The sequence below is a fragment of the Enterobacter sp. BNK-34 genome (assembly GCF_048684445.1).
In the GTDB taxonomy this organism is placed as follows: domain Bacteria; phylum Pseudomonadota; class Gammaproteobacteria; order Enterobacterales; family Enterobacteriaceae; genus Enterobacter; species Enterobacter pseudoroggenkampii.
The window spans coordinates 2,029,232-2,040,683 of sequence record NZ_JBLQUA010000001.1 but is presented as its reverse complement, the minus strand read 5'-3'; the positions used below and the strand labels follow the sequence as shown (position 1 = coordinate 2,040,683).

11 protein-coding genes are annotated in these 11,452 nt (G+C 56.2%); 6 read left to right on the top strand and 5 right to left on the bottom strand.

All coding sequences use genetic code 11. From position 1 onward, the window contains the following. Positions 1-17: 17 nt before the first annotated feature. Together dapD and ACMGG5_RS09845 are read left to right on the top strand one after the other, a co-directional pair. On the top strand, positions 18-842 hold the full coding sequence (dapD, locus tag ACMGG5_RS09850) for a 2,3,4,5-tetrahydropyridine-2,6-dicarboxylate N-succinyltransferase (protein WP_008501915.1): 825 nt from the start codon (positions 18-20) through the stop codon (positions 840-842). Positions 843-953: 111 nt separating this feature from the next. Beyond that, positions 954-1,343 carry a DUF3461 family protein gene (locus ACMGG5_RS09845; protein WP_008501916.1) on the top strand — a complete coding sequence of 130 codons (390 nt, stop codon included), beginning with the start codon at positions 954-956 and terminating at the stop codon, positions 1,341-1,343. A gap of 59 nt (positions 1,344-1,402) precedes the next feature. Here ACMGG5_RS09845 and cdaR read toward each other — a convergent pair whose 3' ends face one another. The 3 genes from cdaR to dgt form a co-directional block, all read right to left on the bottom strand. Next, the gene (gene cdaR / locus ACMGG5_RS09840) at positions 1,403-2,560 is read right to left on the bottom strand and encodes a DNA-binding transcriptional regulator CdaR (protein ID WP_023334570.1); all 1,158 of its coding nucleotides are present in this window, start codon (positions 2,558-2,560) and stop codon (positions 1,403-1,405) included. 146 nt (positions 2,561-2,706) lie between these two features. Next, a complete protein-coding gene (degP, locus tag ACMGG5_RS09835) occupies positions 2,707-4,143 on the bottom strand; it encodes a serine endoprotease DegP (protein ID WP_024907518.1) in 1,437 nt (478 codons plus the stop codon). Between the two features lie 131 nt (positions 4,144-4,274). Further along, complete coding sequence (dgt, locus tag ACMGG5_RS09830) at positions 4,275-5,789, bottom strand: dGTPase (protein ID WP_420277803.1); 1,515 nt, start codon at positions 5,787-5,789, stop codon at positions 4,275-4,277. A gap of 82 nt (positions 5,790-5,871) precedes the next feature. Here dgt and mtnN point away from each other — a divergent pair, with 82 nt between their 5' ends. Genes mtnN through ACMGG5_RS09815 form a run of 3 tightly spaced genes read left to right on the top strand, consistent with a single transcriptional unit; the run spans position 5,872 to position 8,008 of the window. Next, a complete protein-coding gene (gene mtnN / locus ACMGG5_RS09825; protein WP_024907516.1) occupies positions 5,872-6,570 on the top strand; it encodes a 5'-methylthioadenosine/S-adenosylhomocysteine nucleosidase in 699 nt (232 codons plus the stop codon). Then, positions 6,563-7,363 (top strand): vitamin B12 ABC transporter substrate-binding protein BtuF, encoded by an 801-nt coding sequence (btuF, locus tag ACMGG5_RS09820; RefSeq protein ID WP_024907515.1) that lies wholly within the window; start codon positions 6,563-6,565, stop codon positions 7,361-7,363. The genes mtnN and btuF overlap by 8 nt, the downstream gene beginning before the upstream one ends. A 27-nt stretch (positions 7,364-7,390) precedes the next feature. Next, positions 7,391-8,008 carry a TRIC cation channel family protein gene (locus ACMGG5_RS09815; RefSeq protein WP_024907514.1) on the top strand — a complete coding sequence of 206 codons (618 nt, stop codon included), beginning with the start codon at positions 7,391-7,393 and terminating at the stop codon, positions 8,006-8,008. 93 nt (positions 8,009-8,101) lie between these two features. Here ACMGG5_RS09815 and erpA read toward each other — a convergent pair whose 3' ends face one another. Next, complete coding sequence (erpA, locus tag ACMGG5_RS09810; protein ID WP_013095643.1) at positions 8,102-8,446, bottom strand: iron-sulfur cluster insertion protein ErpA; 345 nt, start codon at positions 8,444-8,446, stop codon at positions 8,102-8,104. Positions 8,447-8,531: 85 nt separating this feature from the next. Next, positions 8,532-9,932 carry a H(+)/Cl(-) exchange transporter ClcA gene (clcA, locus tag ACMGG5_RS09805; RefSeq protein WP_267217238.1) on the bottom strand — a complete coding sequence of 467 codons (1,401 nt, stop codon included), beginning with the start codon at positions 9,930-9,932 and terminating at the stop codon, positions 8,532-8,534. Between the two features lie 177 nt (positions 9,933-10,109). On the opposite strand from clcA, the gene hemL reads away from it, so the two are divergent. Continuing rightward, entirely contained in the window at positions 10,110-11,390 is a 1,281-nt protein-coding gene (gene hemL / locus ACMGG5_RS09800) for a glutamate-1-semialdehyde 2,1-aminomutase (protein ID WP_157188627.1), read from the top strand. The last annotated feature ends 62 nt before the right edge of the window (positions 11,391-11,452 follow it).

Here is an 11,452-nt window from a genome sequence, read left to right as displayed (position 1 = left end):
AATGGAAAGAGTAAACAATGCAGCAGTTACAGAACGTTATTGAGTCCGCTTTTGAGCGTCGCGCCGAGATTACCCCGGCAAATGTGGATACCGTGACCCGTGAAGCGGTAAACCAGGTGATTTCCCTGCTGGATTCCGGCGCGCTGCGCGTGGCAGAAAAAATCGACGGTCAGTGGGTCACTCATCAATGGCTGAAGAAAGCCGTGCTGCTCTCTTTCCGTATCAACGATAACCAGGTTATCGACGGAGCTGAAAGCCGCTACTTCGATAAAGTCCCTATGAAATTCGCTGACTACGACGAAGCGCGTTTCCAGAAAGAAGGCTTCCGCGTGGTGCCACCTGCGGCAGTGCGTCAGGGCGCTTTCATCGCACGTAATACCGTGCTGATGCCATCCTACGTGAACATCGGTGCCTACGTTGACGAAGGCACCATGGTTGACACCTGGGCGACGGTCGGCTCATGCGCGCAGATCGGTAAAAACGTTCACCTGTCCGGCGGCGTGGGCATCGGTGGTGTTCTGGAGCCACTGCAGGCTAACCCGACCATCATCGAAGACAACTGCTTCATCGGCGCGCGCTCTGAAGTGGTTGAAGGCGTGATCGTTGAAGAAGGTTCCGTGATCTCCATGGGCGTTTACATTGGTCAGAGCACCCGTATTTATGACCGTGAAACCGGCGAAGTTCACTACGGTCGCGTTCCGGCGGGCTCCGTGGTGGTTTCCGGCAACCTGCCGTCAAAAGATGGTAAATACAGCCTGTACTGTGCGGTTATCGTGAAGAAAGTGGATGCGAAAACGCGCGGTAAAGTGGGCATCAACGAGTTGCTGCGCACCATCGATTAATCGGGTATAACAAAAAGCGGGGGCAACCCCGCTTTTTTTGTATCTGAGAGTGGCGAAAATAGATTTTTTCGTTAATTATTCAAAGGTTATGTTGAGATCAAGGGTACCGCTATGTACGATAATCTGAAAAGTCTGGGCATTACCAATCCTGATGAAATTGATCGTTACAGCCTCCGTCAGGAAGCCAATAACGATATTCTGAAAATCTATTTTCACAAGGACAAAGGAGAATTTTTCGCCAAAAGCGTGAAGTTTAAATATCCACGCCAGCGTAAGACCGTTGTTGCTGACGGTGTAGGACAGGGATACAAAGAAGTACAGGAAATCAGCCCTAACCTGCGCTATGTGATCGATGAACTCGATCAGATCTGCCAGCGCGACCGCACCGAAGTCGATCTCAAGCGTAAGATCCTTGACGATCTGCGTCACCTTGAAAGCGTTGTAACGAATAAGATCAGCGAGATTGAAGCGGATCTTGAGAAGTTAACCCGCAACAAATAAGTTGAGTGCGGCCTGATGCCCTCACCCCGGCCCTCTCCCACAGGGAGAGGGTGAAACCCTTATCGCTGTTCATCCAGCTGCAGCGCCACATACAGCAGCAGCCTGTCGTCGAAATTCCCCAGATCCAGCCCCGTCAGCTCTGAAATTCGGTTCAACCGATACTCCAGGGTATTGCGGTGAATAAACAGCGCTTTTGACGTCGCCAGCGGCTGCACGTTATGACGGAACCACGCCTGCAGCGTCCGGCGCAGCAGACCGTTATTGTCCATGGCTTTCAGACGCGCTAATGGTCGCGCCAGCTCATTGGCCTGCCAGCCCCCGCGCAGGCTGTCGAGCAGCACCGGCAGCATCAAATCCTGATAGAAATAACTGCGGCTCTCCGGCATCCGCTGCTTGCCCACCATCATGGTGGTGCGCGCGGTACGCCAGGAGCGGGCGATGCTGCCCGGCCCGGTAAAGTAGTTGCCCAGCGCAACGCGAAAACGCAGCTGACCATTCTCCTTCATCCGGGAGATCAGCAGCTCCACGCGACGACGATGATCTTCCGCATCCCAGCGGCCGAACGCATTGAGAGCCGGTTTGAGTACCACCATTTCCGTCAGAGAAACGATCGCCACCAGGTTGTCGCGCTCCGGCGTCGCCAGCGCATTTTGCAGCTGCTGCAGCTCGGCCATCGCGCTGTCTACGCCCAGCTGGCCGCTATCGACCTCAATCACCGCCACCACGCGCGGCTGGTTCAGATCGATCCCCAGACGCTGCGCCCATTCGCTGAGCGCGGGCGTGTGCTCTTCCGCCTGAATAAGGTTCATCACCAGCTCTTCACGCAGGCGGCTGTCCTGGGCAAGCAGGTGCATCAGGCGCGACTGCTCCAGCATCATCTCTGCCGTCATACAGACCAGCTCACCGTATTTTCGCAGTGACTCGGGCTCGCCGGTCAGGCCGATGACCCCCACAATCTCGCCTTCAAGACGCAGCGGTAAATTGATGCCCTGACGGACGCCGTGCAGGTGTTTCGCTACCGCATCATCGATATCCACGACCCGCCCCTGGGAAAGCACCAGCAGCGCGCCTTCGTGCAATTCCCCAATACGCTCGCGATCGCCGCTGCCAATAATGCGCCCGCGGGCATCCATCACGTTGATATTGGTATCAATGATGCGCATGGTGCGCGCCACGATATCCTGCGCCATTTTGGTATCAAGATGCCAGCCAGCCATAGAACCCTCCCGTGAGCAGAGCTCAAGCATAGGGAAGTTCAGCGACGGCTGCATTGTGCGAATGCACAAAGAGAAAGGGAGATGTATGGAGTTGTGGCAAGAATCACAGAAACGAAAAAGCCCCTGCGAACAGGGGCTTCAAAGGATTACTGCATCAGCAGATAAAGCGAAGTATCACCACGCTGGATATTCAGCGCCAGCACGGAAGGCTTGCTGTCGAGGATCTTGCGCAGTTCAGCGATATTTTTCACCGGCTGCTGGTTAGCGCCCATGATCACATCGCCTTTTTTGAGGCCGATACGGGCTGCCGGTGAATTCGCTTTCACGTTGTTCACCACCACGCCTTTGTCTGCGCCTTTATTGCTCATCTCGGCACCTTCAATGCCGCTGAAGATCGTGCTGGAATCCACCTGATTCTGGCTGCTCTGCTGCAGCTCCAGGCTCACGTTAACCGGCTTACCGTCGCGCAGCAGGCCCAGGGTCACTTTGCTGCCAATCGGCATAGAGCCCACTTCGGCACGCAGGGCGGCAAAGCTGCTGATCGGCTTACCGTTCAGGGAGGTGATGACATCACCCGCTTTAATACCCGCTTTCGCCGCGGAGGAGTTCGGCATCACCTGGCTGACGAATGCCCCGCGCTGGGCGTCAACTTTCATCGCCTTAGCCAGTTCGGAGTTCAGCTCAGTCCCGAGGATACCCAGCTCGCCGCGTTTCACCTGGCCATACTGCACCATCTGCGCGGTCAGGTTTTTCACCATGTTACTTGGGATAGCAAAGCCGATCCCAATGTTGCCGCCGTCCGGTGCCAGGATCGCGGTGTTGATACCGATCAGCTCACCGTTCAGGTTCACCAGCGCACCGCCGGAGTTACCGCGGTTGATCGCCGCATCCGTCTGGATGAAGTTTTCATAGTTCTCGGCATTGAGGCCGCTACGGCCCAGCGCAGAGACGATACCCGAGGTCACGGTTTCACCCAGGCCGAACGGGTTACCGATCGCCACGGTATAGTCGCCCACGCGCAGCGCGTCGGAGTCGGCAATTTTAATCGCCGTCAGGTTTTTCGGATCCTGGATCTGGATCAGCGCGATATCGGAGCGCGGGTCTTTACCCACCACTTTGGCGTCGAACTTACGGCCATCGCTCAGCTGAACCTTAATGCTGTTCGCGTTATCAACAACGTGGTTGTTTGTGACGACATAGCCTTTCGCTGCATCAATGATTACCCCCGAGCCAAGCGCCATGAATTTCTGCTGCTGGCCGCCGCCCTGGCTGTCATCCCCGGCACCACCGCCCTGACAGAACGGAGAGCTCTGGAATGGCGAACCGTCCTGGCAGAACGGTGAGTTGTCACCGAAGAACTGCTGGAAGTTACGCGGCATACGCGGCGTATTGACGGTCGTACTGCCCTCAACGTTAATACTCACCACCGATGGCATCACTTTTTCGAGCATCGGTGCCAGGCTTGGCATCTGCTGCGCGGTTGCTGCCGACGACGCGGTCTCGGCTGCAGTAGCAGTCAGAGGAGACAGCGCTAAACCTAAACTCAGAGCCAGTGCACTCATTGCTAATGTGGTTTTTTTCATGTTTCTCAATCTCGATTTACAGGTAACGCAAAATTGCTGTGTAACTCAGATTCGTTTTATACCGCTTAGTTCCGGCGATAAGTTTATGGAAAAGGTAAAAATTTATTGGCCGTCTTTACAAAACTCCGGCGTTATTCCACCGCCATCAGCTTGCGGTATTCATCCCAGGCATACAAATCGGTCATGCCGCTGATATAGTCCTGGATTAGACGGCTGCGATAATAATATTCCATCACCGGCCATTGGGAAGAGTGGCGATCCAGCTTGCCAATCGCTTCGACATACGCCAGACGATGCCGGGTAGAGAGTTTCTGATAAAGCCGCGATTCGATAGGTATTCTGCGCACGCGCTCGTGTTCCACCAGCTCGCTGAACTCGTCGACCGACAGCTGGAGCAACGGGGAATAAATTTCCAGTAACCCACTGATTACCCGATAACCCTGCAGCTCTAACTGCTCGACATCCGGATGGCTAAATACATGCCGCATCGCCACATGTTTATAAAGCTCAAGGAGTTGACTGAAACTGCTGTCATCTTCCAGCAGCGCGTGGTTGAATTCCCCGCTGAAGATAAGCGGTAAATTATCAATAAAGCGCGACGCCGCATACGGCACCAGTTTATTTAATGTATTGACCCGCAAATACATAAAGAACTGGTCTTCTGTACTACGGCTTAATGTATTTGAGCGCGATTTTTCCCAGGCATTTTCGACAACCTGCGCAAACAGCGAGCCTTTTTCATGGGTACCCCAGGTCGCATAAAGATGCTGATAAAGCTCCTCAACGCTGAAGATTCTTTTCTCAACGGCATCTTCCAGATCGGCCACGCAATAGGAAATATCATCGGCGGCTTCCATAATCCAGGTCAATGGAAAGCGGCCGTTTGGCGTCAATGAAAGTTCTTTACGTAGCCGTTCAATATAGGCCTCTTCGGAAAGGTAATAGCCCGGTTTTTTCATTAAATAGCTGTGGGACGCGGGCGTATCTCCCATCCACCACGCGGGGCGGGTATATTTCAGAATGCAGCCGACCTGTGCCCAGGTCAGGTTCATGCGCATCAGGGAGTGGACCAGCCGGATCCCCTGCGCGTTGCCCTCAAAGTGACACAAATCCTGGCGCACTTTGCGTCGCAGATCGTTCAGCCCCTCTTCGCCTTCACGCAGGCGTAAATCGCGTACGATACAGCGGTCGTCGCTCAGCGGCTGGCTTACCGCATCCGAAGGGTAAAGCCGTTGTTTAAACCAGTCATTGATCGCCGCCTCACCAAAGTGGCCGAAAGGCGGGTTGCCGATGTCATGCATCAGGCAGGCCATCTCAACGATGCTCTCAAAAGGCCCCGTCAGCTCGTCCAGACCATAGGTTTCCAGTAAGCGCTGCTCTTTGAGGCGGCTCAAAATCTCTTTGGCAATGTAGCGCCCGACCTGCTGCACCTCCATGGAGTGGGTTAAGCGCGTGCGCACCGCGGCGTTACGCTCAAGCGGAAAGACCTGGGTCTTTTGCTGCAGACGGCGGATGGCTGGCGAGTTAATGATCCGCCCGCGATCGCTTTCGAAGATACGCAGGATCTCATGTTCGCTCTTGTCGCCCTGCGGCGAACGGAAACGTCGGTGCCAGTTAATTTTGGTGCGAAAATCGATTGGTGCCATGTGCTCCCCCGCGTGAGAATGCGTTTCCCCTTAACCGCATGATAGACTATGCATCTTAACAAGGCACATCGCGAGTAAATCTATGAAAATCGGCATTATTGGTGCAATGGAAGAAGAAGTTACGCTGCTGCGTGACAAAATTGAGAACCGTCAGACCCTCTCTCTTGGTGGTTGTGAGATCTACACCGGCCAGCTGAACGGTGTTGACGTGGCTCTGCTGAAATCAGGCATCGGTAAAGTGGCAGCTGCGCTGGGTGCAACCCTGCTGCTTGAGCGCTGCAAGCCGGATGTGATCGTGAATACCGGCTCTGCGGGCGGCCTGGCGCCGACGCTGAAGGTGGGTGATATCGTTGTCTCCGACGAAGCGCGTTACCACGATGCTGACGTCACCGCGTTCGGTTACGAGTACGGTCAGCTCCCGGGCTGCCCTGCTGCTTTTAAAGCTGACGACAAACTGATTGCGGCGGCGGAGACCTGCATCGCAGAACTCAACCTCAACGCGGTACGCGGTCTGATTGTCAGCGGTGATGCGTTTATCAACGGCTCCGTTGGGCTGGCGAAAATCCGTCATAACTTCCCTCAGGCGGTTGCCGTTGAGATGGAAGCGACCGCGATTGCGCACGTTTGCCATAACTTCAGCGTACCGTTCGTGGTGGTTCGCGCCATCTCTGACGTGGCAGACCAGCAGTCCCACATCAGCTTCGACGAGTTCCTCACCGTTGCGGCAAAACAGTCCACCGTGATGGTGGAACGCCTGGTGCAGAATCTGGCACGTGGCTAAACATACCGTCAGGGCGCTGGCCGCCCTGCTTCTTCTCGCACCGCTGTGGCTCTATGCTGTACCGCGCGTGATTACACTCTCTCCCGCAAATACGGAACTGGCGTTTGCCGCCGGGATCACGCCCGTTGGCGTGAGTAGCTATTCGGATTATCCGCCGCAGGCCGCGGGAATTGAACAAGTCGCCACCTGGCAAGGGATGAACCTTGAGCGCATCGTGGCGCTTAAACCGGATCTCGTGCTGGCCTGGCGCGGCGGTAACGCCGAGCGGCAGGTCAACCAGCTCACCTCACTTGGCATAAAAGTGATGTGGATTGATGCCGTCAGCATTGAGCAAGTCGCTCAGGCGCTACGCGCCCTGGCACCCTATAGCCCTACGCCCAAAAAAGCCGAGGCGGCGGCGAAACAGATGCTGAGCGACTATGCCGCGCTGAAATCCCGATACGATACCCCTGTTAAAAAGCGCATCTTCCTGCAGTTTGGCAGCCAACCGCTGTTCACCACCGGAAAAGGGTCGATTCAGAACCAGGTGCTGGAAGTCTGTGGCGGTGAAAACATCTTTGCAGCCAGCCGGGTGCCGTGGCCCCAGGTTAGCCGTGAACAGGTCCTGGCGCGCCAGCCGCAGGCTATCGTCGTGGTCGGAAATGCGAGCGAAATTCCCAAAATTGAACAATTCTGGCAACGGCAGCTAAAAATACCGGTAATTCCCCTTAACAGCGACTGGTTTGAACGCGCCAGCCCGCGTATTATCCTCGCCGCAAAACAGCTCTGTGCCGCGCTGGCAGAGAGTCACTAACATAAGACCCTTTTCGAGGATTTAACGATGCTCGTTTATTGGCTGGATATTCTTGGCACAGCCGTTTTTGCTATCTCCGGCGTCCTGCTCGCCGGAAAACTACGCATGGATCCGTTTGGCGTGCTGGTGCTTGGGGTCGTGACCGCCGTCGGCGGCGGGACTATCCGCGATATGGCGCTGGCGAATGGCCCGGTGTTTTGGGTGAAAGATCCTACCGATCTGGTGGTCGCGATGGTCACCTGTCTGTTAACCATTGTGCTGGTTCGCCAGCCCCGCAGATTACCCAAATGGATATTGCCGGTACTGGATGCCGTCGGTCTGGCCGTGTTTGTCGGTATTGGCGTCAATAAGGCGTTTAATGCGGGTACTGGTCCAATGGTGGCAATCTGTATGGGCGTATTAACCGGCGTGGGCGGTGGGATCATTCGCGACATTCTGGCGCGTGAAGTACCGATGATCCTGCGTACTGAAATTTACGCGACGGCCTGTATCGCGGGGGGCATTGTCCACGCGACCGCGTACTACACGTTTGCACTTCCGCTGGAAAACGCCGCGATGCTGGGGATGGTCGTGACGCTGGTGATACGTTTAGCGGCGATACGCTGGCACCTGAAGCTGCCGACGTTTGCGCTGGATGACCGGTAAAAGCAAAACGGTAACCTGACGGTTACCGTTTTTAGTCTTTTCTCCCTCTCCCTGTGGGAGAGGGCCGGGGTGAGGGCAACAGCCCGCACCCTCTTAAATACTGAACGAAGAACCACACCCGCAGGTGCTTGTTGCGTTCGGGTTGGTCACCACAAAGCGCGAACCTTCTAGACCTTCGGTGTAATCCACCGAACCGCCCACCAGATATTGCAGGCTCATCGGGTCAACCACCAGCGCGACGCCCTGTTTCTCAATAGTCATATCGCCATCGTTAACCTGATCGTCAAAGGTAAAACCATACTGGAAGCCGCTGCAGCCGCCACCGGTAATATAGACGCGCAGTTTCAGATCCGGATTGTCTTCGTCTGCAATCAGGGTTTTCACTTTGTTGGCTGCTGCTTCGGTAAATTCCAGCGGCAACGCTACATCATCACTCATCATATGCTCCCATGAATACTGCTACTGCGATTGGGTAAAATTCACCCAATTCTTTGTGTCATTATCTAATACCCTGGTAATTCATTCAAGTATTCTGCACTGCGGCCCGTTCAGCCTCTTGTTTTGCCAGAGTACGCGCAAGGATGGTGGAGTATAGCGGCTTTCCACCCAGGAACTGGGCTAATAGTGTCGCGCCGAGACAGGTAATGATCATTGGCAAAATGAGCTGGTAATTGTCCGTCATCTCCAGCACCAGCACGATCCCGGTCAACGGCGCACGCAGGGATGCGGCCAGCAGCGCTCCCATTCCGGCGATGGCAAAGGTCCCGGCGTCAAGATGATAGGCGGGAAAACCCACTTCAGCCGCCATACCAAACGCGGTGCCCAGCAAGGTCCCCAGCGCCAGCATCGGGGCAAATATCCCGCCGGGCGCGCCGGAGGAAAAACAGAGCACCGTCGTGATGACGCGGGAGATAAACATAAACAGCAGCAGACCCACGCTGAAATTCCCCGCCGCCGCAATGGGGATCAGCCCGAACCCGCCGCCTGCGGCATTCGGTTCGATAAACCCGAGCACGCCACACATTCCACCCAGCAGGCCGCCCATCAGCACCCATTTCGTGGTGTTCCCGCCGTGAATGCGCTGGAACATATCCTGAGCGCGCAGGATAAAGGTGTTAAACAGCGGCCCCACCACGCCAAAAATCATGCCGAGGATCAGGTAAAGCCACAGAGTGTTGACCGGTGCGTTGGTCAGTTTACCCACCTCAATGACCGCCCCTTCGCCGTTAAAGAGGCGAAAGACGATGCTCGACATAATGACGCCGGTAAACACCGCTTTAATGGAGATCAGGTTGTAGCGAAACTGCGCGCGCATCTCTTCGATAATGAACAAAATGCCAGCCAGCGGCGCGTTAAACGCCGCCGACAACCCCGCCGCCGCACCGGTAGCCAGCAGCGTATGGCGCGCTTCGGCGCTGCGCATCCGAAACAGATCGCCCACCATGCGGCCGACGTTCCCCCCCAGCTGTACCGTGGGCCCTTCCCGGCCAAGTACCATGCCTGCGCCCAGCGTACCCATGCCGCCGATGAATTTAACCGGAATCACCCGCCACCAGCGCACCGGACGCAGCTCCTCCAGCGCACCTTCAATTTCCGGGATGCCCGACCCGCCCGCCTCCGGCGCGAATTTACGCACCAGAAAATACCCCACCATGGCAAACAGCGCAGACAGCCCGAATGCCCAAACCCAGACCAGCCATTCGCTATCGGCGAAACCGGCCACGGTGCCCACTCGCCAGTTGAGTACAGCATTAACCGCTTTTTCAAACGCCACGCCAATCAGCCCCGCGAGAGTCCCCACCACGGCAGCGGCCAGCAGGATCGCCAGCGGCGTTTTATCGCGATTGAGCAGCCGCCGAATACTGACCCTGTGCCGGGCGCGCGTAAACTGTTGTTCTTCAAAAGACGGAGAATCTGATTTCATGTCCTGTTCTTATTCGTCATACAAAAAGCCTCGAGGATTTTACCAGAGACTGCCCCACCGTCTCCTGAAAATTACTTAACAAATCTTAAAGCATTACCCGGCTAAAAATTTCATAACCTTCCCCGAATCACTTAGAATAGTGGGCTTAATCATTTTATACGAACCAGGAACGACGCCATGAGCAAGTCTGAAAACCTCTACAGTGCAGCCCGCGAGCTTATTCCGGGTGGCGTGAACTCACCTGTGCGCGCCTTCACCGGCGTGGGCGGTACGCCGCTGTTTATCGAACGTGCTGACGGCGCGTATCTGTATGATGTCGATGGCAAAGCCTATATCGATTATGTCGGCTCCTGGGGCCCGATGGTGCTGGGGCACAACCACCCGGCCATTCGTAATGCGGTGATTGAAGCCGCTCAGCGCGGCCTGAGTTTCGGCGCGCCAACCGAAATGGAAGTGAAAATGGCAGAGCTGGTGACCGAACTGGTGCCTACCATGGACATGGTGCGTATGGTGAACTCCGGTACCGAAGCCACCATGAGCGCCATCCGCCTGGCGCGCGGTTTTACCGGTCGCGATAAAATCATCAAATTCGAAGGCTGCTACCACGGCCATGCGGACTGCCTGCTGGTGAAAGCCGGTTCCGGCGCGCTGACGCTCGGCCAGCCAAACTCACCTGGCGTACCAGCAGATTTCGCGAAGCACACCCTGACCTGCACCTACAACGATCTGGACACCGTTCGCGCGGCGTTCGAGCAGTATCCGCAGGAGATCGCCTGCATCATCGTTGAGCCGGTTGCAGGCAACATGAACTGCATCCCACCGCAGCCTGAGTTCCTGCCGGGCCTGCGCGCCCTGTGCGACGAGTTCGGCGCGCTGCTGATCATCGATGAAGTCATGACCGGCTTCCGCGTAGCGCTGGCGGGTGCCCAGTCTTACTACGGCGTTGAGCCGGACCTGACCTGCCTCGGTAAAATCATCGGCGGCGGCATGCCGGTCGGCGCATTCGGTGGTCGTAAGGACGTGATGGAAGCCCTGGCGCCAACCGGCCCGGTTTACCAGGCGGGAACGCTCTCGGGTAACCCCATCGCCATGGCCGCGGGCTTTGCCTGCCTGACCGAAGTGGCCCAGCCAGGCATTCACGAAACCCTGACCGACCTGACGACGCAGCTGGCAAGCGGGCTGCTTGAAGCGGCAGAGGAAGCCGGTATTCCGCTGGTCGTTAACCACGTGGGCGGCATGTTCGGGATCTTCTTCACCGATGCGAAAACCGTGACCTGCTATCAGGACGTGGTGAAGTGCGACGTTGAGCGCTTCAAGCGCTTCTTCCACCTGATGCTGGAAGAAGGCGTGTACCTGGCACCGTCCGCGTTCGAAGCGGGCTTTATGTCCGTGGCGCACAGCGAAGAAGATATCAATAACACCATCGACGCGGCGCGTAAGGTGTTTGCGAAGCTCTAAGGTCATTGCCGGGTGACGCTAACGCTTACCCGGCCTACGATGTTCTCCCTCTCCCTGTGGGA